We start from the raw sequence: 24,754 nt of genomic DNA on the forward strand, positions 1-24,754 counted from the left end.
AATGACTACGGTTTGGAAATCTCAACTACTACGTTATTGAGCAGATACAATACAATATTATCATTATCTTTGAGAGATTGCACGCTCAAAGTATGATCACCTTGATGAATGTAAACATTCGGTGACAATTGAAAGCGATAATTAGTGTCTGTCGTAGAAGTACGTTTCACTTGTAGTTCATTGGAAGAAGCACTATATGTCCAAAATGATTTGGATACAGGTGAAAGCACATGAAAAACGGGTGTACCATCTGCATCTTGGGTCAAGATGACGTGATCGGCTGCAGTAAGCGAACTAAGCGTGGTAGACGTACTGCCATTCTTAACTACTTTCACTTTATTCGTATTCACAGATTCACTAGAACCCGTAGCCGTCTTATAAGTTACTGTATTTCCACTGATGTTGCTAATCTCGCCCCATGTTTGTTTTACAACTTGGATAGACTGCGGCGTATTTCCATCAAAAGATACATTGATAAGCGAACCTAGCTTTAGATCAGCTGGTTTTAACGCTGCTCCATTATCACCGGTAATGGTTAGTTTGTCTACATAAATCTGGCTTGTAGCTCCATCTTTTTTCACTTCAGCACGGTAGGTAGACAAATTCAGGGATTGCAGTTCAAATTGCACAGCGGATTTCACATAAATCTTACTAATAACGTCCTGATTTGCGCCTAACATCGCTGTAATCTGATCGCCTGCTTTTACATCAGACAAGGAAGCACTGCTCTTTCCATATAACTCAACAGAAGGAGTTGTTTGATAAGGCAAAGTGATGCTTTCCCCATTCGTCTGAAGCAGTTTCACGTTCTTCGCGCTTGTACTCAGCTCCGTAACTGTTCCTTCATACTTGTAAATGATCGACAATGACAAAGCGCGTGTCCCGATTGTATTCAGGTTCACTTTACGACCCTCTGTCAGATAAGGTTCAATACCAGTAAGCGTTGGAGACGTTGTATTGTACTCAAGTTTTGTTTTTTCATCCAGTGTAAACACCTGAGGTTTCTTGTTCGCATCAAGTACGGTAAGTAGTTTCGTTTTATTGTTGTAGGAAACAACCGTAGCCAAGTTCACTCGTTCCATCTGGCGATTGAGCACTTCAATTTTAGTAACCTCTTCATTACTATTCAATGTGATTTCTACCACATCACCTGATGTTCCATCTGCCAGCAGATCACTGATAATCGGCTGCTCAATTCCACTGATAACAATCTGAGGATTTGAAGCTAGAATCTTCACTTCTAGTGAGCCGCCATCTCTCATATAGGTAACCGTGGAATGATTCGCACCAAGCTCATACAGAGTACCACGCACCGTACGTTCTACACCTGCTGTAATTTCAATCGATTGAGCGATACTATCTTTAATTGTATATTTCACTGCGGTTCCGATCTTCAACTCAGATAGAGCTACGATCTCATTTTGATACCTAATCACACTGATTCCATCTTGAATTTTGAGCACATCGGTTGTTCCAGAGTCGTTCACCACGGTAACTGTTTTTGATGTGGAATCCACTGATTGAACTTTACCCGTAGCTGTCTTATTTACCACACCTGATTTCACACGAACAGCAACTGGATTTTTTTGTGCAGTAAACGTTTCTCTCTGAATCTCTATAACGCTTCCCGCAGTTAAGTCTGCGGCTTTAACTACATTTTCATTTTGATCGTAAAATACCGTTTTATCTGTGAAAGTATATTCTTGATACGTATCTCCGGCAAATAACCATAGTTTGTTACCAGACAGACGTTCAAAGCTGCCTTCTACGGATTCCGTCTTTGGTGTATTATCTAAGCTCTCTACATAAGTTGCTGTTTGGTTTTTACCGGCTACCATGACTTCGCTGTATAATGCAATGTCAGCCGCATTAATCCTCAGCTCAGAAGTACTCGTAAAGAAAGGCGTATTTGCATCTCTTGTGTATGTTACATATGTACTGCCGGTGTACAAGGTTATTTTGCTGTCTGTCAGTTCGGTTATGTATCCCTTGTGTTGTCCTGCATAAGAATAATCTTTGTAGCCTCCGCCCCGACTAAAGAACGTCGCTAACTGAGCACGAGTTACATTACCCGTTGGATTGAATTTATTTCCTGATATTCCCTGGGCAATATTCAAATCAACCGCTACACTTACGTAGCCTTTCAAACCATTTGATATTTTGTCGTTATCCGCAAAATTGGTAGGCGCATTTCCTGCTGCCTTCGCTTGTGCTTCTTTATCGATGGCTCTAATTAATAACTTCGTAATCCATTCACGAGAAGCTTTTTTCTCCCCCCATGTCCCTTTTTCAATCTTTGCATTAGCTTCTTCCTTCTCATTAACTAGACCAAGGTCAAATGCTAAGGAAACATAAGATTTAAAATAATTGCTTGTAGAAATACCTGTGGGAAGTTTTGCTTTATCAGCGGCAGGAAGCTCTGATTCTTTATTCACAAATCGAATGGCCATTGTAATCGCTTCTTGCTGAGTTACTGCATCACCCGGTCTAAACAATCCGTTGTTACCCAGAAGAATATTCTGTGATGCTAACTTGTAAATATGTTTTTCTGCCCAATACCCGCTTTTTACATCACTGAACATACCTGTTGCCGCTTTCACCGTAACAGAAACGGGAGCTGTTTCAGCTCCCGCTACTCCTGCGTAGGCACTAAGCGCCATCAGGCTGGCGAGCATGGCAGATACCATTTTTTTAGAAGGAATGGAATTGATATTGCTAGTTTTGAAAGTCAAAGTAATTTCTCCTCTCTTATGTGCACATCAAATCTTTTGCCATGTCGGCAGCCGAACAAACGATTGTCCTGCTCCCTATTCTTTTGTCATGGGGTGTTCAAGTTCAACATGTCCCATCAAACTTTCTTTCTGTTCACCATCGACGAGCAGTTCAAGGGAGGTAACCTCTTCAAACTGGAAGAAGGTTTGTTTAAGTGCATCAAGTGCAAATTGTTCTCCGCCTGAACCGAGATTAGCCGTTGCTGGTATTTTAAGGTCAAGGGTAATCTTTCCGCCATCTACTTCGAGTTTATTTATGGTAATCTCTTCGGACCAAAGAGGAATGAATTCCTCACGATCACTCTTCTGTAGTGCTTTGAAAGCCGACTCATATTTACTCCAGTCTGTTTTAAAGGTGATTTCCCCTTTTGTTTCTTCTAATTCCAACTGTTCGGGATCTGTGTAAAAGAGTTTGATTGTTTCTTGCTTGGTCTCTTCCGAAGGAGCTATTGCCCCGCCGTTCGCTTGTCCCTCCGCTGAACCACCAGTAACAGGAGTACCCTCTGTATCCCCGTTTATCACATCATCATTCGGTTCTTCTGTATCAACGGGATCTTCTGCCGGTTGTAAATCATCTGCTGGGACATCTGTATCTTCTATACCGCTGCCTTGCTGCCCGGATGGAGCTAACGGAGGTTTGTCGGCTCCACAAGCCGTTACTACCAAGAGCATTGCTGCAAGAAGAGTGATCATCCACCACTTTTTATTGTTCATAAGTCAAATCCCCCTTCACTTCTTTTATTTCACATTTAAGTATTCCTTCATGCCTTTGACAACACCTTCAGCAACTCGGTTCTGGAATGTTTCATTAAAGAGTGCAGCTTCGTCATTCTTGTTGGATAGGAATCCAACCTCTAGCAAAATAGCAGGCATGGTTGTATCACGGATAACTGCAAAGTTTCCTGTTTTTACGCCGCGGTCTTTCAGTCCTGCTGCCTGTACCATATATTTGTGGACAGTGCTTGCAAGAGACTTACTGTTTGTACGATTGTAATAGGTTTCAGAACCCGTCGCAGCAGCCGGTCCGCTATTCGCATGAATAGATAAGAAAAGGTCTGCTTTCGCTTTATTCGCTAGACTTACACGTTCAGATAGTTTGAGGAAATTATCATCATCCCGCGTCATAATAACGTTAATAGCCGACTCTTTTTTCAATAGTTGTTGAATTTTCAGTGCAAGGGATAGATTAAAATCCTTTTCTCTCTTGCCTGTTACCCCAATAGCACCTGGATCTTGATCCCCATGACCCGCATCAATGACCACCGTTTTCTTCACCGTTGGAGTCGGCGTTGTTTCTCCTCCGCTTGTGTTAAACGTTACGGTAATGAGACCTGCTGAGGTTGTTGAAAGCTTGTACGTCATGGCTTTGCTCAGATCCACTACGACACGAATGGTCGATGGACTTTCACTAAAGAGGGCGTACCTTACTTTTTCCACACCTGGATAGCCATCCACAATGATCTGCCCTGCTGTACTTTTTGTCAGATCGAGCGCCTGCGTCCCTTCAAAAAGACTGCTGAATTCCGAATGAGGAATATCAACGACAACCCGGTTCGGTGAAGTCATTGCGAAGGCAGAAGGTACAGCTCCTCCGCTGGTTGCGATCATAAGTTTACTGTCTGAGAAGCTGATCCCATTCACCTGAGTTAAATCGGATTCACTGCCTGCAGCAGGCGGCTGAATGGTTTCACCGCCAGATCCGCTATTTTGAGATTCAAGATAAACGGACTTCGTTTGGTTGTTCCAACTTACTTTCATTCCCATTGCCTCTGCAATAAAACGAATCGGAACAAGCGTCGTTCCTTTTTTAATTATCGGAGCAGTATCAAGACTAATATTGGAACCGTCAACGGTGGCAGTTTTTTTCCCTACTACCATTTTTATTACTTTTTTATCTTGAATTATAGTAACCGTCTTCGTCTTCTGTTCCCAACCGACGCTGTATCCTAGTTTTTCTGAGACGACACGAATAGGTATCATGACTTTGTTACTGATGAGCTCAGCACTTGCACCAGAAGATAAGCTTACCTGACTACCATCGAGATAAATCTTGATGTTGGCGGCTGCTTGTCCATATCCAGGAAATAACCATACAAAACAGAGCAACGCGACCAAAATTTTTAACTTTTTCATCCTTCACCCTTCCAATTCTGTATTATTTCGCTCTAGTAAACTTTTGCTAATAAATTAGCTAAATTTACTAATAACTTAATAATAGACGAGAGAAAAGTGTGAAAGTTGCGGATTATTACCTCTTTTTTTGAAATTTTTAGAGGAATCATCCGGTCTTATTGTAACATTTTAGCATATTTCTTAACATTTTCCGATAGATTATTGAAATTGATTCAATAGAATCAAAAACATAATAACTTCCGTATGAAATTGATTCCGTTCACAAAAAAAAGATTTGAGGATCACAAGGACCTTCAAATCTTTTATCTGTTATGAATTTTAGCCGAACAAAATGGAAGAGTGCTTGTTTTCATACTCCGAAATGGCATCTGCATGCTGTAAAGTCAAACCGATATCATCAAGCCCTTGCAGAAGGAACTGTCTGCGGTGCTCGTCAAGGTCAAAATGAATCTCTAGACCGTAAGCATCCGTAATCGTTTTATTCGTAAGATCAATGTTCAACTGATAGCCATCATGCTGACTTGTACGCTGAAATAGATCTTCGACTTGTTCTTCAGATAATTTGATCGGAAGAATTCCATTTTTGAAACAGTTATTATAGAAGATATCGGCAAAAGAAGGGGCAATGACACAGCGAAATCCAAAGTCCATAATAGCCCATGGCGCATGTTCACGAGAAGAACCACATCCAAAGTTAGCTCGGGAAAGGAGTACTGATGCTCCTTTATATTCCGGCTGATTCAATGAAAATGAAGTGATCTCATTGCCTTCTTGGTCAAATCTCCATTCGTAAAAAAGAAATTGTCCAAATCCTGTACGCTCAATTCGTTTCAAAAACTGTTTTGGGATAATCGCATCTGTATCCACGTTTACCCGGTCAACGGGTGCTACAATACCTGTTAATTTAGTAAAAGCCTCCATGTTAATAGCTCCTCTCCGCGTTAGTTCGCAACTTCTGATTTCAGTTTCCAATCCCTAACATCTACAAAACGTCCTTTAATCGCTGCTGCTGCTGCCATTGCTGGCGATACCAAATGAGTCCGTCCGCCTCGGCCTTGACGACCTTCAAAGTTACGGTTAGATGTGGAAGCACACCGTTGTCCTGGTTGAAGCACATCTGGATTCATAGCAAGACACATACTGCATCCCGCTTCACGCCATTCAAAACCAGCCTCTATAAATACTTTATCCAGCCCTTCTTCTTCCGCCTGGATTTTCACTCGGCCTGAACCTGGTACAACAATGGCAGTTACACGATCAGATACTTTGTATCCTTTTGCGATTTCGGCCGCTGCCCGAAGGTCTTCAATACGGCCATTTGTACAAGATCCAATAAATACATAATCAATCTCAATATCAGCCATCGGAGTTCCTGGGATAAGTCCCATATATTCAATTGCTTTTTCAGCAGCTTTACGTTCGTTTTCCGTCGGAAGTTCAGCTGGAACCGGAACACACGAAGAAATATCAGTTCCCATACCAGGACTTGTTCCCCAGGTTACTTGTGGAATCAGAGACTCTACATCAAACTCCAGAACGGTATCAAATTCTGCTCCTTCGTCTGTTGTAAGTTCATCCCATCTAAGTTTTGCAGCTTCAAAATCAGTGTCTTTCGGTACATACTGACGACCTTTAAGATATTGATAAGTCGTTTCGTCTGGAGCGATCATTCCTGCTCTTGCTCCGCCTTCAATCGACATATTACATACCGTCATACGTTCTTCCATGCTGAGGGAGCGAATCGCTTCTCCTGTATACTCGATAACATACCCAGTAGCAAAATCAGTACCGTACTTAGCGATAACACCAAGAATCATATCTTTAGCCGTTACGCCCGGTTTACGCTGGCCGACAAAGCGAACTTCCATGGTCTTTGCTTTGGCTTGCTGTAAACATTGAGTAGCGAGTACGTGTTCTACTTCACTCGTTCCAATACCAAAGGCAAGTGCACCAAAGGCACCATGTGTGGAAGTGTGGCTGTCACCGCATACGATTGTTTTTCCAGGATGAGTTAAACCGAGTTCTGGGCCCATTACGTGAACGACCCCTTGATCAAGGGTATCTAGGTCATACAGCTTTACCCCAAATTCCCGACAGTTTGCAGAAAGGGTATCAATCTGCTGTTTTGAGATCGGATCCGTAATATTATAACGATCTTTCGTCGGTACGTTATGGTCCATCGTAGCAAAAGTAAGCTCGGGGCGGCGAACCTTGCGTCCGCTGAGACGCAGACCCTCAAATGCCTGCGGAGAGGTAACTTCATGAACGAGGTGCAAATCAATATAGAGAATGCTTGGCTTTCCTTCTTCTTGCGTAATCACATGATTATCCCAAATCTTTTCGAACATCGTCTTTTTGCTCATTATATTCACCTCAGCTAAATTTTCGTTCTCAATTTAGAAGGACATCGCATGTCGCATCTATTAATGAACTCAATATAGCATGAGAGTTACATATTGTTCCAAGATATAAAAACTATAGAACTGATAGGATTACCCTATAGACTATTTCGTGATGCCATGTACAAATTCCATAGGTTAAGTGATAAGTGCCTCTTATAGAACCATCACTTAACCTTGATATTCATATATTTTGCTCTTCACCGCTAACGAACAGTTGCAAAATCAACATTTGATAATTCATCGGTTTTCGGATTAAATCGGACGGTAACCTCAACAGTCAATTCCTTATTTTCTTTTTTTATTAATAGACGAAATTTCTCCTCGGCGATCGATTCTGATATAACGGTTCTTCCAATGTGAGCATAATCCTTCACTGGAGCACCATACTTGGTCTCAGCTTTCTTTACTGCAATGACGCCCCACTTTGCATATGCAGGTTCAGCATGGGCAGAAGGCATCTGATACGGAAATCCTATGCTTGAGGAACATAGAATGAGCAGGAATGAACCTGCAGCAAGCTTTCGTTTTATTTTACTGGTAACTGAACTTTTCAAGGTCAGCATCTCCTTTTTTATTCTCTTCAATAGAAATTTCATATCCCTCTCATTATTCAACAATGGCTGGCACGCTATGCACTTATTGTTTATTTCAATAAACTAGCTATATCATCAGTGGAAAAACCTATATAATAAAAACAGGACGTTTCTAGAATATGTATTTTCTTATAAACATGAGGTGAACCGTAATGGAACTGAGACAACTACAATACGCACTGCAAATCGCAGCAGAAAAAAATTTTTCAAGGGCTGCTGAAAAACTTCACATTGCTCAGCCCTCCCTAAGCCAACAGTTATCTAAGCTTGAGAAAGAACTGGGGGTTTTACTTTTCCAGCGCAACACTAGTTCGGTAGAGTTAACTCATGCAGGCGCTTCTTTTGTATCCAAAGCAAGTGACATCCTTGATGCTGTTGAACTTCTTAAGCAAGAGATGTCGGATATCTCTCAGCTTCGTAAAGGAAAAGTCATTGTTGGGAGTATGCCGATTACAGGCTCTCATCTGTTGCCGCATGTCCTTCCTACCTTTCGCGAAAATTACCCTGATATCGAAATCACTTTGCTCGAGGACTCTTCTATGAATCTTGAAAAGTTAACAGCCAGCGGCAAAAGTGACCTCAGCTTGTTATCCCTTCCTCTTCAAGAGCCTTCCCTCTCTTACATTGAGATTGGCGAAGAAAGGATTGATCTAGCCGTACCCAAAGATCATCCTCTCGCACTCCGTGATCCCGCTTCTTCGTCTCAAGTGAGGTTAGAAGAACTTGCTGAAGAATCGTTTGTGGTGCTAAAAAAAGGCCAGGGTTTTCGCAAATTGACCTTTGACTTGTGCCAAGCAGCAGGGTTTGAACCTAAGGTGGTCTTTGAGAGCAATAACATGGAAACCGTACAATCCCTTGTAGCTACTGGTATGGGAATCACTCTTGTTCCTCGGTTTATCGCAAGGGCGCCGAGCAGTGAATTTGTTCCTGTATACCTGCCAATCGAAGATACGCCAAGTCGTACACTCGTAATTGCTTACCGTAAAGGCCGCTATCTATCTGGAGCTGCGGAAGCTTTTATAGAGACCTTCCGAACTACGATTAAGGAAATGTCTACCGAATTGGAAAAATAAATACAAAAACAGCCCGGATGATCCGGGCTGCTTTCGCTGTCTTTTTACAGTAATGATTCACTACAAAAAGGACCAAATATACTTTGTACGCTTACGCTTTTACTGTTTTACATGTTTGTTAGGTTCATGCATTGGAATCCAGCCTGCTTGACTCACCTGTCGCCAGTCTCGGTCAATCTCTGGGGGGAGATAAATCTCCGTCTTTGCTTTCAAGAAAAGGTCTTTCTCTGTCATCCCTCACATATTTGTGAACTTGTCGCCTGAGTTTCTCTTCCAAATGGTTAGCCTTACGGTCATCCATGGTGATCATCTCCTTTTGGTGACGGGATATTACTTATTAACCTTCTACCTAGGGTATGAAACAGTTTCTCTCCCTTTTTTTTATGAAAAATAAAGGTTTGGTCTGCGATCTTCAAACACCGGAATTCTTCCACGCACCTCATCTACCAGCGCCGGATCAATCGAACCTGTAAGAATTTCCTCTTGATCTCCACCTTCAATTACAATTTCCCCCCACGGGTCAATGATCATCGAGTGTCCAAAAAAAGCGGTATCTTTACTAACGCCAACCCGGTTGCATGATACCACATACATCTGATTCTCAATGGCTCTAGCCATAAGTAAAGTACGCCAGTGATGTAGCCGTGGATGCGGCCATTCTGCGGGCACAAATAATACCTTTGCCCCAGCTAAGGCAAGCGTCCTTCCAAGTTCAGGAAAACGGATGTCATAACAAATTGAAGCTCCGGCAGTCCAGTTACCGTCAAAACTGAAAGTAATCGGCTCTTCCCCTGATGCAAGGTACTTCTCTTCATCCATGAGCCTAAATAAATGCATTTTTGCATAACGTGCCACTTCTTTTCCTTCTTTATTAAATACGTACATACTGTTATAAATTTTTTCATCTACGATTTCAGATATAGAACCTGCCACAATATTTACTTTATAGCGTGCAGCATATTCTTGCAGCCACTCTCGTTCTTTCTTTCCATGTGGATCAGCCAGTTCATGAACCTCTGTCAGTGCATATCCTGTATTCCACATCTCAGGCATTACAATGATATCGGTATTCGGATTCTTCTCCATCGCCTGCTGTATAAGCTCCTGCATATGTTTTCGGTTAACATCTGGCTTTCCAATCTGAATATCACTCTGAAGCAGTACCATCTGAACGGATGAATTTTTCGCTTCTTCCGGTACGTTACTAATCTCACGATCTAGGTTTGTCATCATCTATTCTCCTTTTACACTTTAACGAGATTCATATAAAATAAGTTCATCCTATCATAGACGTTTTCTTCCAAATCATACAAGTCATCTATACCAATTCCATCTATACAGCTAGGAAAAATCATGATAGATTTATAATACTTTTTACGAAACCGGAGTGATGAAATGAACTCTTCTCATGCTCAGCCTGCAAAGTCCAGATTTACGATCAAACCTGCTGAGATTATGAATCATCTGCCTACTCAGTTTTTTGCTACGCTTGTTCAGAATGTAAACCGTGAGATCATGGCAGGACATGATGTCATTAATCTAGGACAAGGAAATCCGGATACACCTACTCCAAAGCATATCGTATCTTCCTTGCAAGAAGCAGCGGAGAATCCGCTTTATCATAAATATTCACCATTTAGCGGCTTTCCCTTTCTAAAGGAAGCGATTGCCCACCGCTATAAAGAGGACTATGGTGTTGAGCTCGATCCTGAAACGGAAGTAGCCATATTATTTGGAGGAAAAACAGGGCTTGTTGAACTTCCCCAAGTTCTGCTTAATCCTGGAGATGTGTGTCTCGTGCCTGACCCAGGTTATCCGGATTACTGGTCCGGAGTTGCTCTTGCCAAGGCTGAAATGTCATTTATGCCGCTGCTTGCGTCTAATGGCTTCTTGCCTGACTACAGTGCGATTTCAGAACAAGATGCCAATAAAGCAAAACTAATGTTTCTCAATTATCCGAATAACCCGACAGCTGCTATTGCTCCAAGCTCTTTCTATGAAGATACGGTAGAATTTGCGGCTAAGAATGGAATTGTGGTGGCAAGTGACTTTGCCTATGGCGCTATTGGTTTTGACGGACATCGTCCTATCAGTTTTTTAGAAACACCAGGAGCCAAAGAAGTAGGCGTTGAATTCTACACTTTATCCAAAACCTATAATATGGCAGGATGGAGAGTTGGTTTTGCTCTTGGAAATGCCGAGATTATCAGACTTATTAATCAACTACAAGACCATATGTATGTAAGCTTATTCGGGGGCATTCAGGCAGCCGCACAGACGGCACTTACTTCTTCTCAGCACTGTGTAACTGAGCTTGTGGCCCGCTATGAATCACGGCGAGATGCGCTGTTTAGTGAACTCGGAAATATAGGATACAACGCAAACAAACCAGGCGGTTCCTTCTTTAGCTGGCTTCCTGTGCCCAAAGGCTATACTTCAGCTTCGTTCGCTGACCTTCTGCTTCGTGAGGCAAAAGTAGCGGTAGCACCGGGCATTGGTTTTGGACAACATGGGGAAGGTTACGTGCGAATAGGACTGCTGAGTGATGAAGAAAGACTGCGGGAAGCAGCGAGACGAATCGGAAAGCTCGGGTTGTTTTAGGAATACTGCAAAATCTATGCTTATTTCTCTTTGCAACGATCTATCTTCCGTGGTATCCTATCTGTAATTTAAAATCGTAAACGTGTTGACGGGACCAGTAAGAAAGCTCCTCCGTGTTTAGAGAGTAAATTCCAAAGGCTGAAAGAATTTACCACGGACATTTCTGAAACCTACCCCTGAGCGGCCTAACTATGAAAATAGGACGTTTCCCTTAACGTTATAAGGTCTACGAGTTGGATGATCTAGATCATCAACAAAGGTGGTACCGCGGAAGATTTAACTTTCGTCCTTTGCATTATAAGGACGAAAGTTTTTTTGCTTTTCTAGGAACCACTTTTATACGATCTGCCGTTGCATCAATGAAGAGTATATTTGTTTTCAAATTCATTAAATAAATCATGAAATTCATTCAGCTAAAAAGGAAGTGAATAAGGGCGTGTCTTCTCGCATTGTTATTAAAATTGGCAGCAGTTCTTTAACCACGGATACAGGATCATTACATAAAGAAGCCGTATCATTCTTCGCAGCAGAGATTGCTGCACTCCACGCCGAAGGTCATGAAGTGCTTCTTGTCACTTCTGGAGCCGTTGCTGCCGGATTCGGTCACATTGGCTACACATCCCGGCCCAAGCTGCTACATGAAAAACAAGCGGCTGCGGCTGTTGGGCAGGCTCTTCTTATGCAAGCATATCAACAAGCATTTGCGGGTCATGAAATCAAGACAGCACAAATCCTGCTGACAAGAACCGATTTCCTAAACCGCAAACGAATGGGAAATGCCATCATGACGATTGATGAGCTGTTAAAACAGCGAGTGATCCCCATCATTAATGAAAATGATACCGTATCTGTGGATGAGCTCAAATTCGGGGATAACGATATGCTGTCAGCGCTTGTCGCTGGATTTATTAAAGCAAGTAAACTCCTTATTTTAACGGATACCGATGGATTATATTCTGCTGACCCCCGGAAACAGGCGGATGCAGTCAAATATGACCGAATTGATGAAATCACGGATGAAATCTATGCGATTGCTGGCGGAAGCGGTTCGGTCGTCGGTACAGGCGGTATGCGTTCCAAAGTTGATGCAGCCAAGGTTGCTACTAGAGGCGGAGTCCCCGTCTTTGTAGGGCGTGTCCTGGAACAGGGGGACATGAAAGCAGCTTTTTATGATAGAGGAAAAGGCACTTACTTTGATACCCGTCTTAATTCTCTCCCTCGAAAAAAACAGTGGCTTGGATTCATGTCCTCCCCCCTCGGCTCTGTACAAGTCGATCTTGGAGCAGAAAAAGCACTGCTTCACGACGGTCACAGCCTGCTCCCTGTAGGAGTACAAGAAGTTCAAGGTCATTTCCAAGCCGGTGATGTCATTGAAGTTATTAATATGACAGGAGATATCATCGGACGCGGTATCGTAAATTACGATGAGGAGCAGCTACGTCTGATTAGAGGACTTTCAAGTCAGGAAGTTCTTAAAAAACTTGAAGGAAACATGAGCCGTTTGGAAGTCGTTCATCGGGATGAATGGATTACACTGAAATAACAGATGAATGTTCCACAGAACTTTTTCTGGCTTACAATTCACTAACCATAACTTAATTAACTAAAGGAGTGATTTTCAATGAGCGAAGTACAAACGAAAGCATTAAAGGCAAAAGAAACGACCGCAATACTAGCAAGTCTATCCTCTGATGTTAAGAACGCAGCCCTTCTTGTCATGGCAGATGCACTGATTCAGGAGCAGTCTTCTATAATGGAAGCCAACAAGCTCGATCTTGCGCGTGGTGAGGAAAATGGGACTCCTGCTGCCATGCTTGATCGCCTCAGCTTGAATGAAGAACGGATTCACAGTATTTCAGAAGGACTTCGGCAGATTGCTGAGCTGAATGACCCTATCGGAGATATTCTCGAAGTTATTCATCGTCCTAACGGCCTTCGCATTGAAAAAGAACGTGTTCCGCTTGGACTGATTGGCATCATCTACGAAGCTAGACCCAATGTTACAGTGGATGCAATTGGACTAAGCCTCAAAACCGGAAACGCTGTGGTGCTGCGGGGCGGCTCCTCTGCGCTTTCATCAAACCAAAAGATTGTAGAAGTATTAAAACAAGCGCTGAAATCTACGCCGGTTCCATCTGAAGCGATCCAGTTGATCGAAGACTCAAATCGTGCTTCAGTAAATGAAATGTTAAAATGCAAAGGTCTCCTTGATGTCATTATTCCTCGAGGCGGCGCCTCTCTCATTCAAAATGTGGTTGAAAATGCAACGGTTCCTGTTATTGAAACGGGTGCTGGAATCTGCCACACCTATATTGCTGCTGACGCTGATGAGCAAATGGCTGCTGATATTGCTCTTAATGCAAAAGTGCAACGTCCATCGGTATGCAACTCAATGGAGACACTTTTAATTCATAAGGATTATGGTAATGAGAAAATTGTAAAACTGGCAGAAGCATTTCAGAATTCTTCTGTTGAGCTTCGCGGTTGTCCTGCCTTTGTTAAGCTTGTTCCGTGGGCAGTACCCGCTACTTCGGCTGATTACAGTACAGAATATAACGATTATGTCCTGAATGTGCGGATTGTTGCTGATCTAAGGGAAGCGCTGGATCATATCGCGCAGTATAGTACGATGCACTCCGAGTGTATTGTTACTGAGGATGAGGCTACCGCGGCGAAATTCATGCAAGATGTAGACGCAGCAGCCGTCTATCACAATGCATCAACACGTTTTACGGATGGATTTGAATTCGGTTATGGTGCAGAAATCGGAATCAGCACTCAAAAACTGCATGCACGCGGACCTATGGGTCTTCCTGCACTAACCTCAACAAAATATCGTATTTACGGAACTGGACAAATCAGACAATAAAATTACAGAGGGTCAGGAGGAATTAGATCTATGAGCGGAATTCGTACACTCATTCAGAAAAAAGTAGCTTTTTACGGAGCTGGGTCTATGGCAGAAGCCATTGCAAGAGGGCTTATATCAAGGGGTGTACTCTCTCCTTCCTCCATCACCATGATGAACCGCAGCAATAGGGAACGACTTCAGGAACTTGAAAATAAATATGGCGTCATTACGGCACGTGAAACGGCTGCCAAAGAAGATGTGCTGCAAACGACGGATGTCATTATCCTTTCAATGAAACCCAAAGATGCAGCAGAAGCCCTTCGTTATCTAGGACCGCTTCTATCTCCAGGGCAACTCGTAGTGTCGGTTATAGCCGGCATGACTATAGAAACAATGCAGACGCTGCTTGGCAAAAAGCATCCGGTTGTCCGCACGATGCCAAATACGTCCAGTACGATTGGACTTGGTGCAACCGGAATCGCTTTTTCAGAAGAAGTGAGTGACGAAGATCAGCATTTAGTCCGTACTTTATTTGAAGCGGTAGGCATTGTCACGATCGTCGATGAATCTACAATTGAAACCTTAACCGGGATCTCGGGAAGCGGGCCTGCCTACATCTATTACATGATGGAAGCCATGATGGAAGCTGGTGTAAGGGGCGGACTCTCTTCTGAGCAAGCTCGTGATTTAACGGTTCAGACCGTACTTGGTGCAGCTCGAATGGTACAGCAAACGGGTGAAAGTCCGCAAGATTTACGCAAAAAGGTAACTTCCCCTAATGGATCAACGGAGGCGGCTATTGGTGTGCTAGCTAAAGGCCATTTCAAAGAGACTGTTCATGCTGCGGTGGATCGCTGTGCAGAGCGTTCCCGGGAAATGGGCAATGCCTTGAAGGAGGAAATCAATTGAGTTATTGTACAGCAACGTACCGGATTTACGATGATAAAGCGAATTTTCACAAAAAGGCAGAATCCATTGCCGTTGGGATGACAGTGGGAAGCTGGACAGAATTACCGGAAACAAAAAGAGACGTAATGAAGCAACATTTAGGACAAGTGCTTGAAGTTAAGGTCCATGAACCTGAAAATGCGCAGCCTGGAGAACGCTATGGAGAGGTTACCATCGCTTATCCCGATATAAACTTTAGCAAGGACATTCCGGCACTCCTCGTTACCGTATTTGGAAAAATATCAATGGACGGCAAAATTAAGCTCATGCAGCTCGGTTTCTCCGATGCTTTTGCCTCTCATTTCCCTGGTCCAAAGTTTGGTATACAAGGCGTACGTGAACTTCTAGGTGTACCGAATCGGCCGCTTTTGATGAGTATTTTTAAATCTGTTATCGGTCTTAATGCTTCAGAACTGCGTGAACAATTTTTACGTCAAGCACTTGGCGGAGTCGATTTAATTAAAGATGATGAAATCCTTTTTGAGAATGAGCTGACTCCCATTGAAAAACGAGTGGAAGTATGTATCCGGGCCGCAGAAGAAGCAAGCAAAGAAACCGGTAAAAAGTTGCTTTATGCGACCAATCTGACCGGTCCGACTTCCCGTCTGCATGAGCAAGCTCGAAAAGCGATTGACGCAGGCGCTAACGCTCTTCTCTTTAACGTATTATCTTACGGGTACGACGTCCTGCACGAACTCAGTAAAGATCCAGAGATTACCGTACCGATCATGGCCCACCCAGCCCTTGCGGGTGCCTACTATCCTTCACCTTATCATGGTATCTCTGCATCTGTCCTGCTGGGGCAGCTCATGCGTCTTGCGGGAGCAGATCTTGTCCTGTTCCCTTCACCTTACGGTTCAGTAACGATGCCGCGGGAAGAAAATATGGGAATTAAAGAACAGCTGTTAACTTCAGCGCTGCCGATCAAACAAAGTATGCCTGTACCGTCAGCGGGAATCCATCCTGGGCTTGTTCCGCTGATCTTACAAGATTTCGGTACAGATGTTATTGTAAATGCAGGCGGTGGAATTCACGGTCATCCCATGGGTACTGAAGCCGGAGGACGTGCATTTGTTCAAGCCATTGAAGCAGCACAGCAAGGGATTTCGCTTTCAGAATACGCTTCTAACCATACAGAACTTGCAAGTGCCCTGCAGCTTTGGGGAGGAGAAAAATAAGTGAGTAAAAAAACAGTTATATTCTGCGATTTTGACGGAACGATTACGCTATCCGATAATATCGTAGCGATCATGAAGCATTTTCAGCCTGCCGGTTATGAGCCGATTATGAAAGATATAGTTGATCAGAAAATTTCTTTACAGCAAGGGGTAAGTGCAATGTTCGCCCTGATTCCTTCAGAGAAAAAGAATGAAGTGATCGATTTTGTTCTTGGACAAGCGGGAATTAGGGATGGCTTTGCCGAGTTCCTTAGCTATGTACGTAACGAAGGTATCGAGTTTTATGTAACGAGCGGCGGAATGGATTTTTTTATTGATCCTCTGCTTGCTCCGTTTGGGATTCCAAATGATCATGTTTATTGTAACCGTGCTGATTTTACGGGAGATTATATTCAAATCCTGTGGCCTCATCCTTGTAAAGCCCCATGTACGAATGATTGTGGAATGTGTAAAGCAACTATTATGCGTAATTTTGATCCTAATTCTTATGAACGTATACTCATCGGTGACAGTCTCACCGACTTCCAAGGTGCAAAAATTGCTGACCTCGTGTATTCTCGTTCGATCTTAACGAAGAAATGTGAAGAACTGCAGGTTCCTCACGTACCGTTTACTACTTTCTTCGATATTTTAGAAAACTTACAATCGAAACGCGTTCAGGAGGCAGTAAAATGACTTTTTCAGATATCACCACAGAAGAAAAAAACCGTGTTCTCTCCGAATTAGCCGATGTAAAAGATGACTTTGCAAAAAGAGGCTGGTTCCCCGGCACCAGCGGTAATTTATCCATGCGTGTTGGAAATTTTGATGCGGAAGAATTCCATTTTGCAGTTACCGCCAGCGGTAAAGATAAAGCAGCCCGTACACCCGAAGACTTCCTCTTTGTAGATAAGGATGGAAAAGCTTGCGAAACAACGAGCTTAAAACCGAGTGCGGAAACATTAATCCACTGCGAAATTTATCGCTTAACTGGATGCGGGGCAGTCTTTCATGTACATACCGTGTTCAATAACCTGATCAGTGAATATTATGGGGATCAAGGTCATGTACCCATCCAAGGGATCGAACTGATTAAAGCTTTCAACATCTGGGAAGAGAATGCTGCAATTGAGGTGCCTGTTCTTCCTAACTACGCGCATATTCCTTCCATTGCCAAGCTGGTACCTGGTATGCTTCAAGAGAAAGTTCCTGGGATTCTGCTTCGCAATCACGGCATTTATGTATGGGGAAAGAACGCGTTTGAAGCAAGAAAGCATCTTGAGGCGTTTGAATTTTTATTTGAAGTGATGTACCGCGGACTTTTACTCAAAAAATAAAACAAAGAAAAAACCGTAGAAACGCCTGATTCGGCAAATCTACGGTTTTTTACATATTTCTCTTATATCTCTTTCATAACTCTCTAAAGAACAGTATGAAAATTGAAACTACAACTCTCTGTCTTGATAAGGAGATAGATCCATATCACGCTCGAGCTCTCTAAGAAGACGTTCCCCTTCATCCTCTTTCCGTGTTGGAGAGAATAGCAGCTTGATACCGCCCCCGATGAAGATCAATGATATGACGATCGTGTTCATATAAGACTGAAGACTGTAAAAGAATTGCAAGGACTCAAAGCGGCTCTCAAGCTCTGGAACTACCAGTCTCAGCAAAATATAATAAACACCCAGGAATAATAGTGCTGCACCGATCCACCGCTGATAACGCGTCCACGCTTCAACTACCGGTTTATCATATAAGGGTTCTCTGCCGTACTTGCTTGCCTGCTGAAGTCCGTCAAAGAAACTATAGAACCAGATAACGGGGATTAAAAAAAGAAAGAGGGACAAATTGAGCAAGTCCAAAATATAAATACTCCCTAGGAACAGCACCATAAGCTGAAGTCCTCTTTTTTGCAGCCCCAGATACATCTGGCCTGCCCCTGGGATCATCGCAAGTAACGTAGCAATCACTTTACTCCGCTTTCCATGACTGCGGCCATGTTCTATCTGTTCAAACAGTGTTTTATCCTCTAAAATTTCCCCCGCTTGCTTGCGATGCACATGCTGAACCGCATCAAACATACAGTACAGCCACATCACCGGCAGTAGAAGCAGGAAAAGAAGTATGACCTCTTCGCCCGAAATGACTGCTACGAACAGCAGCATAATAGCGAGTCCAAAGAATCCAATTAGAAAAGATAAACCGCGTTGCAACAGTCCCATGTGCAAGTGTCCAAGTCCTGGCACGAACGATAAGAGAATCGTAAAGAATCGTTCCTTTTCTTTCCCTATTCCCTGATTTGGATACACATACCCTTCGTGCGGCGGAAAACCAAAAGGAGGTGCCATGCCTGGTTTTTGATTGTGCTGCATGCCGTAATAGGACTCATTAGGGTCTACGTTTGGATCTACTGCGGGTCCCATTTGTCCATACGTCTCCGCATTTGGAGCATAGTTAGGATATCCCGGCGGATAGGAGGATTGTTCGGGTGCACGAAGCAGTTTAAGAACCAGACTAAACATACTAACCATCCATAGAAAGGCAGCCCCTAGTAACATAACTAAAGCAAAATCCATTTCATTTCCGAGAGCAGATAAAAAAGCCAATCCTAATACTCCAAAAAATAAGAATCCGTAGATAAAACCCTTTACCCGGCTCTTATAATAATAATGTCCGAGTCCCGGCACAAAGTTAAGCAAAAAGGCAAGCAGTTTACTTCTGTCCTGCTCCATATTCATCTCATTGTCTTCCTTTCTTACATCAAATGGAAATCTATTCTTATGGTTTAGGCTTTAACGTATCTAACCAGCCTGTAGCCTTTTTCACCAAAACTTCACTATAAGGTTGTGCTGTCTGGGTCTCGCTCTTGTATACATTGCCGGGGGCTAACCGATCAAATACACCTGTAGAAATAAAAAGGACTGTTATTGAAGCAGCTACCGTATAGTGAATCATTTTATGACTGAGCAGATGCTGCCACGAAAGTTTGCCTATTCTCTTCTTCCTTCCTTCTCTTCTCACCATAGAATCAACTTGTTTCATGATCCGCTTGGTAAATACCGTTTGACTATGAATCTCAGGGAAAGTAAACGTCTCGTTGTTGTTTTGGTGAGCCAAATCTTCGTTCTGATTCAATAACTGAAGAGACATCAGATAGGAGGCAAGCGCTTCTTCATCAGTAAGGAGCTGCTCATCTATCTCTTCTCTCTCCGCCTCGGTTAGTGTCCCTTTGATATAAGCCGTAAAGCGGTCCTCATTTCGGTTATTCACGCCATTCTTTCTCCTTCCAATGTTGCCTTATCCATATTCTCGCTCGGTATAACCTGGATTCGACGGTTTTCACAGCAATATTGCATTCCTCGGCTATCTGCTCATAATTGTTTTCCTTTAGGTAATAGAGAATGATAATATCACGATACTTGGGAGGAAGCATTCTGATTTTTTTCAGCAATTCTTGTTTTTTTTCTTTCTTAAGCAATTGATACACCGTATCCGCCTGCCGGTCAGGTATATGTATTACCTCGTTTTCATGTCCTGCTTCGGTTATGACTCTTCGGCTGGCTTTCCTTTTCATATCAATCGCTTTATTCAGTGCAATTCGTGTAATCCAAGTCTTAAACCCTTCCGATCGGTACTGGGGGAGAGATTTAAAGATTTGAACGAAAGCTTCCTGTGCAGCATCCTCCGCATCCTGAACATGATGAAGAACAGAATACGTAACTTGAAAAATATGTTTACTGTATTGATTAATAAGTTCATGGTATTTCGCATGATCTCCTTGCACAATGTCTTCAATCAATCTTGCTTCATCAATGGTCTCTCTCCTCCTTCCCCATATAAATAGACGTATGAACGAAGCGCACCCCTGCAATTTTCAGATAAAATAAATTATTTTTTTGAATTCGATCCATCTTTCCTTCTTATTATCGCGAAAAGAACAAAAAAAGGCACCCCTTATAAAGGAGTGCCTTATATAACCTATATGATTAACGTCCACCACTACGGAAGCGGGCGGCGTATGCTTTTACATCCTCGGTTGTTTTAACTCTATTGCGGCTCCATTCCAGTAATATACGATCAATATATCTGAAATGTACTTTTCCAGCAAACACAGCTTCTTTCAGAGCAAGCAATATCAACTCTTCAGGGTATCGATCCTGATCGATCCAGCCAGAGATCGTTTCATATTCCATAGGAGATAGAGGTCTGCCGAACTCATTCTCAAAAACTCGGAACATATTACGTTCTTCAGCTTCTTCCATCGTTTGTTTTGCCTTCTGCTGATAAGGGTATGCTGCTGATTTTCGAGCAACCGCTGGGGAAGATGATTCTTCTTGAAGACATTCCGCAAGTTTTACATATAATCCAAGCACATTATAACGCTCATATTGTATGCCGCTCGCTTTATCTAAATCTTCGTCTATACTAACAAAACCATCTCTCATCAGCCTCTGCAAGCCACGAGCAACCTGTTCCGGCGGTATGTTCATTCGAACTGCCAATTCCTCAAGCGTCGGAAAATCATTTCCTTCCAGCTGTTGAAATGATATCAGATGTTGGATTAGAAGCATCTCTCCATCTGACAAACCAAGCCGGGTGTAATAACGGAGCAGTGCATAAGGAAGTTGAACGCTCCCCATAGACATCCCGTAAGCAATACCTTTCACCCATGTACCCTCACCTGGTTCGCTCATTTACATACCTCCTAGGGTCCTTACGGATAAAGACGATACAGTGTGCGTGGGAATGGGATGGTTTCACGTACATGATCAAGTCCGCAAATCCAAGCTACTGTACGTTCAAGTCCAAGACCAAATCCGGAGTGAGGAACAGATCCATAGGTGCGAAGATCCAAGTACCACTGATAAGCTTCCCGGGAAAGATTATGTTCTTCAAAACGCTCTTCCATCAGTTTCGGATCGTCAATACGCTGGGAGCCGCCAATAATTTCGCCGTATCCTTCCGGTGCGATCATGTCTGCACATAATACCACTTCTGGACGGTTCGGATCTGGTTTCATATAGAAAGCTTTAATTCCTGCTGGATAGTGAGTAATGAATACAGGTTTGTCGTATTTTTCGGCAATCGCTGTTTCATGAGGAGCACCAAAATCTTCACCCCATGGAATATCAAAACCTTCTCCTTGCAGGAAGGTAATTGCTTCATCATAAGTAATACGCGGGAATGGAGCTTTGATATTCTCGAGTTTAGAGATATCACGGCCAATGCTTTCCAGCTCTTTACGGCAGTTTTTCACTACCGACTGTACTACGTGTGAAATGAACTCTTCCTGAATACGCAAGCTTTCTTCATGATCCACAAATGCCATTTCCGGTTCAATCATCCAGAACTCAATCAAGTGACGGCGAGTTTTGGATTTTTCTGCACGGAAAGTAGGACCAAAGGAATACACTTTACCAAGCGCCATGGCAGCTGCTTCCATATAAAGCTGACCGCTTTGTGTCAGGTATGCATCTTCATCAAAGTATTTGATGTGGAACAGGTTCGTTGTTCCTTCAGCAGAAGAAGGTGTCAGGATCGGAGGATCTACAATCGTAAATCCATTGGTATCAAAATACTCCTGAACTGCGCGGATAATTTCCGCACGAATCACCATAATTGCACGCTGTTTGTTCGAACGAAGCCACAGGTGGCGATGATCCATCAAGAAATCAACACCGTGTTCTTTCGGCGTAATGGGATAATTTTCAGTTAAATGAATAATTTCAATTCCTGTAACTGTAAGTTCATATCCAGACTGGCTGCGCGGCTCTTCACGAACCACCCCTGTTACATAAAGTGAACTTTCTTGGGTGAGGCTTTTCGCGTTGTTCCAAATTTCTTCAGAAACTTCACTCTTCACCACGACCCCCTGGATATAGCCTGTACCGTCGCGAAGCTGTAAAAATTGTATTTTACCGCTGGAGCGCTTGTTATTGACCCAAGCACCGATCGTTACTGTTTCTCCAACGTGCTTGCTGACATTGCGAATGTCACTTTTCGTGCTCATTCTGATCTCTCCCTGCTTATATATTATTAATTATTGAGTTGCTTCTACAATACGATGTGTATCGCGTGCAATCACAAGTTCTTCATTCGTTGGAATGACGAGAACTTCTACTTTGGAATTTGTTGAAGAGATACGGCGCGGCTCACCAGAACGGATTTTATTCAGCTCTTCGTCTACTTCAACACCAAGATAAGTAAGCTGCTCAAGAACACGCTGACGAAGCACAACAGAATTCTCTCCAACCCCTGCTGTAAAGACGATAACATCCACACCGTTCATCGCTGCAGCATAGGAACCAATGTATTTACGAAGACGGTACTCATACATATTGAAAGCAAGTGTAGAGTTTGGCTCACCGTTCTCCATTCCTTCTGTAATCTCACGCATGTCACTGCTGATACCGGAGATGGCAAGCAGTCCACTATGTTTATTAAGCATCGAATTCACTTCGTTAATCGTAAGCTCTTCTTTGTTCATTACATAAGGTACAATCGCTGGATCGAGATCCCCGCTGCGTGTTCCCATCATCAGACCTTCAAGAGGAGTCATACCCATGGAAGTATCAACGGAAACCCCATTTTTCACTGCTGTTAAGCTGCCTCCGTTACCTACGTGACATGTAATGATCTTCAGGTCTTCGATCGGACGATTAAGGAATTCAGCAGCTGCTTTACTTACAAAATCGTGGGAAGTACCGTGTGCACCATAACGACGTACTTTGTACTTGTTATAAAGTACACGTGGAATAGCATACAGGTATGCATGTTCAGGCATGGTTTGATGGAACGCAGTATCAAATACGACAACCTGCGGGATCCCCGGCATATTTAGCTCTGCAGCGTTAATTCCCATCATTGCTGCTGGGTTATGAAGCGGAGCAAGGTCGATCAGACGACGGATCTCAGCTTTTACTTCGTCTGTTACAAGAGCAGATTCTTTAAAAGCTTCCCCGCCGTGTACTACGCGGTGACCTACTGCTTGAATTTCTGAAATCGAGCTCATTACACCGTGTTCTTCATGAGTCAATTTGTCGAGCACTTTACGAATAGCAGTATTGTGCTCAAGAATTTCACTAACTTCTGTAATTTCTTCTTTGCCTGTAGGTTTGTGATTCAAAATGGAAGAATCCATACCAATCCGTTCTACAAGTCCTTTTGCAAGAACAGATTCATTCGTCATGTCATATACTTGATATTTCAGAGAAGAACTCCCTGAATTGATAACTAAAATTTTCATACTCGGTCACCATCCTTGTCGTACTTGAAGAAGCCCTCTCCTGTTTTTACGCCGAGTTGTCCAGCGCGAACCATTTTTTTCAAAACAGTAGATGGTCTATATTTCAGTTCACCAAATTCGCGGAACATTCCATCCAGCGCTGCATGAACAGAATCAAGTCCGAAACGATCCGCCATTTCAAGCGGTCCATGTTGGAATTTGTAACCAATACGTACCGCTTCATCGATATCTTCTGCAGAAGCAACTCCCTCTTCAAGCAAATGAAGAGCTTCGTTAATGTGCAGGCAGATTAGACGAGAAGTAACAAATCCTGGGGACTCATAAACCATGATCCCTTTTTTGCCAAGCACTTCTTCAGCAAATTGTTTTGTTGCGTTGAACGTTTCATCAGAAGTTTTAAGACCACGAATAATTTCAACCATATCAATGCTGGAAACCGGATGTGTCCAGTGAAGCCCGATCATACGTTCAGGTGAGTTAGTTGCACTTGCAAGTTCCGTCAAGCTAAGAGTAGAAGTATTACTAGTCAGAATGATATCAGTACCGATTACTTCTTCCAGTTTTCTAAAGAGAACTTTTTTCTCTTCCAAATCTTCCGTAATGGTCTCTATGATTAAATCACATACAGAAAGTTCCTCATAACTTGTCGTTTTATGAATTCTGGACAAGATTAATTTTTTCTCTGCTTGAGTGATAGCCCACTTCTCTAATTTCTTATCAAGTCCTGTTTCAATCATTTCTACTGAATGATCTAATTTCTCAGGGGTTTGTTCTACGAGCAAGACGTCGAGGCCTTTGGCTGCAAGCATCTCTGCAATACCTTGGCCCATTGTACCTCCGCCGATAACTCCTATTTTTTTAAACAACATGGTTACTGCTCCATCCCTTTCTTGGTCTCTAGTAATATTTTGTATTCTTCTTTGTCGAAACATGAAGAATACATTTTATGACCCAACATCTAATAATATCTTAGCATGAA

Annotated in this window: 22 protein-coding genes and 1 other annotated feature; of the genes, 8 read left to right on the top strand and 14 right to left on the bottom strand. The window is 42.9% G+C overall.

What is annotated here, in order from left to right:
* Nucleotides 1-5 precede the first annotated feature (5 nt).
* The 6 genes from QPK24_RS15935 to QPK24_RS15960 form a co-directional block, all read right to left on the bottom strand.
* Nucleotides 6-2,732: an S-layer homology domain-containing protein gene (locus QPK24_RS15935; protein ID WP_285742724.1), complete on the bottom strand. Its 2,727-nt coding sequence runs from the start codon at nt 2,730-2,732 to the stop codon at nt 6-8.
* A 75-nt stretch (nt 2,733-2,807) separates the two neighbouring features.
* The gene (locus QPK24_RS15940) at nt 2,808-3,485 is read right to left on the bottom strand and encodes a GerMN domain-containing protein (protein ID WP_285742726.1); all 678 of its coding nucleotides are present in this window, start codon (nt 3,483-3,485) and stop codon (nt 2,808-2,810) included.
* A 24-nt stretch (nt 3,486-3,509) separates the two neighbouring features.
* A complete protein-coding gene (locus QPK24_RS15945) occupies nt 3,510-4,904 on the bottom strand; it encodes an N-acetylmuramoyl-L-alanine amidase family protein (RefSeq protein WP_285742728.1) in 1,395 nt (464 codons plus the stop codon).
* A gap of 318 nt (nt 4,905-5,222) precedes the next feature.
* Entirely contained in the window at nt 5,223-5,825 is a 603-nt protein-coding gene (gene leuD, locus QPK24_RS15950; RefSeq protein ID WP_285742730.1) for a 3-isopropylmalate dehydratase small subunit, read from the bottom strand.
* A gap of 20 nt (nt 5,826-5,845) precedes the next feature.
* Nucleotides 5,846-7,267: a 3-isopropylmalate dehydratase large subunit gene (gene leuC, locus QPK24_RS15955; protein WP_285742732.1), complete on the bottom strand. Its 1,422-nt coding sequence runs from the start codon at nt 7,265-7,267 to the stop codon at nt 5,846-5,848.
* Between the two features lie 242 nt (nt 7,268-7,509).
* Nucleotides 7,510-7,860, bottom strand: a complete 351-nt coding sequence (locus tag QPK24_RS15960) for a DUF3889 domain-containing protein (RefSeq protein WP_285742734.1) — start codon at nt 7,858-7,860, stop codon at nt 7,510-7,512.
* Nucleotides 7,861-8,051: 191 nt separating this feature from the next.
* Between QPK24_RS15960 and QPK24_RS15965 the strand changes: the two genes are divergently transcribed.
* On the top strand, nt 8,052-8,972 hold the full coding sequence (locus tag QPK24_RS15965; protein ID WP_285742737.1) for a LysR family transcriptional regulator: 921 nt from the start codon (nt 8,052-8,054) through the stop codon (nt 8,970-8,972).
* A 381-nt stretch (nt 8,973-9,353) separates the two neighbouring features.
* On the opposite strand, the gene QPK24_RS15970 is transcribed toward QPK24_RS15965, so the two are convergent.
* Nucleotides 9,354-10,139, bottom strand: a complete 786-nt coding sequence (locus tag QPK24_RS15970) for a carbon-nitrogen family hydrolase (RefSeq protein ID WP_285749369.1) — start codon at nt 10,137-10,139, stop codon at nt 9,354-9,356.
* Between the two features lie 228 nt (nt 10,140-10,367).
* On the opposite strand from QPK24_RS15970, the gene QPK24_RS15975 reads away from it, so the two are divergent.
* The 7 genes from QPK24_RS15975 to QPK24_RS16005 all read left to right on the top strand — a co-directional run bounded on the left by QPK24_RS15975 (nt 10,368) and on the right by QPK24_RS16005 (nt 17,866).
* Nucleotides 10,368-11,573 carry a pyridoxal phosphate-dependent aminotransferase gene (locus tag QPK24_RS15975; protein ID WP_285742738.1) on the top strand — a complete coding sequence of 402 codons (1,206 nt, stop codon included), beginning with the start codon at nt 10,368-10,370 and terminating at the stop codon, nt 11,571-11,573.
* A 76-nt stretch (nt 11,574-11,649) separates the two neighbouring features.
* Nucleotides 11,650-11,867: a binding site (T-box leader), on the top strand.
* Between the two features lie 142 nt (nt 11,868-12,009).
* Complete coding sequence (gene proB / locus QPK24_RS15980; protein ID WP_285742740.1) at nt 12,010-13,116, top strand: glutamate 5-kinase; 1,107 nt, start codon at nt 12,010-12,012, stop codon at nt 13,114-13,116.
* 78 nt (nt 13,117-13,194) lie between these two features.
* Nucleotides 13,195-14,442 carry a glutamate-5-semialdehyde dehydrogenase gene (locus tag QPK24_RS15985; protein ID WP_285742742.1) on the top strand — a complete coding sequence of 416 codons (1,248 nt, stop codon included), beginning with the start codon at nt 13,195-13,197 and terminating at the stop codon, nt 14,440-14,442.
* 30 nt (nt 14,443-14,472) lie between these two features.
* Entirely contained in the window at nt 14,473-15,333 is an 861-nt protein-coding gene (gene proC, locus QPK24_RS15990) for a pyrroline-5-carboxylate reductase (protein ID WP_285742745.1), read from the top strand.
* Nucleotides 15,330-16,550 (top strand): 2,3-diketo-5-methylthiopentyl-1-phosphate enolase, encoded by a 1,221-nt coding sequence (locus QPK24_RS15995; protein ID WP_285742747.1) that lies wholly within the window; start codon nt 15,330-15,332, stop codon nt 16,548-16,550. The genes proC and QPK24_RS15995 overlap by 4 nt, the downstream gene beginning before the upstream one ends.
* Complete coding sequence (locus QPK24_RS16000) at nt 16,551-17,225, top strand: 2-hydroxy-3-keto-5-methylthiopentenyl-1-phosphate phosphatase (RefSeq protein ID WP_285742750.1); 675 nt, start codon at nt 16,551-16,553, stop codon at nt 17,223-17,225.
* On the top strand, nt 17,222-17,866 hold the full coding sequence (locus tag QPK24_RS16005; protein WP_285742752.1) for a methylthioribulose 1-phosphate dehydratase: 645 nt from the start codon (nt 17,222-17,224) through the stop codon (nt 17,864-17,866). The genes QPK24_RS16000 and QPK24_RS16005 overlap by 4 nt, the downstream gene beginning before the upstream one ends.
* Nucleotides 17,867-17,974: 108 nt before the next feature.
* On the opposite strand, the gene QPK24_RS16010 is transcribed toward QPK24_RS16005, so the two are convergent.
* The 7 genes from QPK24_RS16010 to QPK24_RS16040 form a co-directional block, all read right to left on the bottom strand.
* Nucleotides 17,975-19,261 (bottom strand): multi-tm2 domain protein, encoded by a 1,287-nt coding sequence (locus tag QPK24_RS16010; RefSeq protein ID WP_407083029.1) that lies wholly within the window; start codon nt 19,259-19,261, stop codon nt 17,975-17,977.
* A gap of 46 nt (nt 19,262-19,307) precedes the next feature.
* Nucleotides 19,308-19,799, bottom strand: a complete 492-nt coding sequence (locus tag QPK24_RS16015; RefSeq protein ID WP_285742757.1) for an anti-sigma factor family protein — start codon at nt 19,797-19,799, stop codon at nt 19,308-19,310.
* The gene (locus QPK24_RS16020; RefSeq protein ID WP_285742759.1) at nt 19,792-20,328 is read right to left on the bottom strand and encodes an RNA polymerase sigma factor; all 537 of its coding nucleotides are present in this window, start codon (nt 20,326-20,328) and stop codon (nt 19,792-19,794) included. The genes QPK24_RS16015 and QPK24_RS16020 overlap by 8 nt, the downstream gene beginning before the upstream one ends.
* A 187-nt stretch (nt 20,329-20,515) precedes the next feature.
* Entirely contained in the window at nt 20,516-21,223 is a 708-nt protein-coding gene (locus QPK24_RS16025) for a DnaD domain-containing protein (RefSeq protein ID WP_285742761.1), read from the bottom strand.
* 20 nt (nt 21,224-21,243) lie between these two features.
* The gene (asnS, locus tag QPK24_RS16030) at nt 21,244-22,539 is read right to left on the bottom strand and encodes an asparagine--tRNA ligase (protein WP_285742764.1); all 1,296 of its coding nucleotides are present in this window, start codon (nt 22,537-22,539) and stop codon (nt 21,244-21,246) included.
* Between the two features lie 30 nt (nt 22,540-22,569).
* Entirely contained in the window at nt 22,570-23,775 is a 1,206-nt protein-coding gene (locus QPK24_RS16035) for an acetate/propionate family kinase (RefSeq protein WP_160033180.1), read from the bottom strand.
* Nucleotides 23,772-24,644, bottom strand: a complete 873-nt coding sequence (locus tag QPK24_RS16040) for a 3-hydroxyacyl-CoA dehydrogenase family protein (protein ID WP_285742768.1) — start codon at nt 24,642-24,644, stop codon at nt 23,772-23,774. Before QPK24_RS16040 ends, QPK24_RS16035 begins: the two co-directional genes overlap by 4 nt.
* Between the last annotated feature and the right edge of the window lie 110 nt (nt 24,645-24,754).

Source organism: Paenibacillus polygoni (genome assembly GCF_030263935.1).
In the GTDB taxonomy this organism is placed as follows: domain Bacteria; phylum Bacillota; class Bacilli; order Paenibacillales; family Paenibacillaceae; genus Paenibacillus; species Paenibacillus polygoni.

Coding starts and splice junctions, on each gene's coding strand:
- leuC (WP_285742732.1), bottom strand. CDS start 7,267: ATGAGCAAAAAGACGATGTTCGAAAAGATTTGGGATAATCATGTGATT.
- QPK24_RS15975 (WP_285742738.1), top strand. CDS start 10,368: ATGAACTCTTCTCATGCTCAGCCTGCAAAGTCCAGATTTACGATCAAA.
- leuD (WP_285742730.1), bottom strand. CDS start 5,825: ATGGAGGCTTTTACTAAATTAACAGGTATTGTAGCACCCGTTGACCGG.
- QPK24_RS15970 (WP_285749369.1), bottom strand. CDS start 10,139: ATGGTACTGCTTCAGAGTGATATTCAGATTGGAAAGCCAGATGTTAAC.
- QPK24_RS15945 (WP_285742728.1), bottom strand. CDS start 4,904: ATGAAAAAGTTAAAAATTTTGGTCGCGTTGCTCTGTTTTGTATGGTTA.
- QPK24_RS15940 (WP_285742726.1), bottom strand. CDS start 3,485: ATGAACAATAAAAAGTGGTGGATGATCACTCTTCTTGCAGCAATGCTC.
- QPK24_RS16025 (WP_285742761.1), bottom strand. CDS start 21,223: ATGAGCGAACCAGGTGAGGGTACATGGGTGAAAGGTATTGCTTACGGG.
- QPK24_RS16005 (WP_285742752.1), top strand. CDS start 17,222: ATGACTTTTTCAGATATCACCACAGAAGAAAAAAACCGTGTTCTCTCC.
- QPK24_RS16040 (WP_285742768.1), bottom strand. CDS start 24,644: ATGTTGTTTAAAAAAATAGGAGTTATCGGCGGAGGTACAATGGGCCAA.
- QPK24_RS16035 (WP_160033180.1), bottom strand. CDS start 23,775: ATGAAAATTTTAGTTATCAATTCAGGGAGTTCTTCTCTGAAATATCAA.
- asnS (WP_285742764.1), bottom strand. CDS start 22,539: ATGAGCACGAAAAGTGACATTCGCAATGTCAGCAAGCACGTTGGAGAA.
- QPK24_RS15965 (WP_285742737.1), top strand. CDS start 8,052: ATGGAACTGAGACAACTACAATACGCACTGCAAATCGCAGCAGAAAAA.
- proC (WP_285742745.1), top strand. CDS start 14,473: ATGAGCGGAATTCGTACACTCATTCAGAAAAAAGTAGCTTTTTACGGA.
- QPK24_RS16010 (WP_407083029.1), bottom strand. CDS start 19,261: ATGGAGCAGGACAGAAGTAAACTGCTTGCCTTTTTGCTTAACTTTGTG.
- QPK24_RS15985 (WP_285742742.1), top strand. CDS start 13,195: ATGAGCGAAGTACAAACGAAAGCATTAAAGGCAAAAGAAACGACCGCA.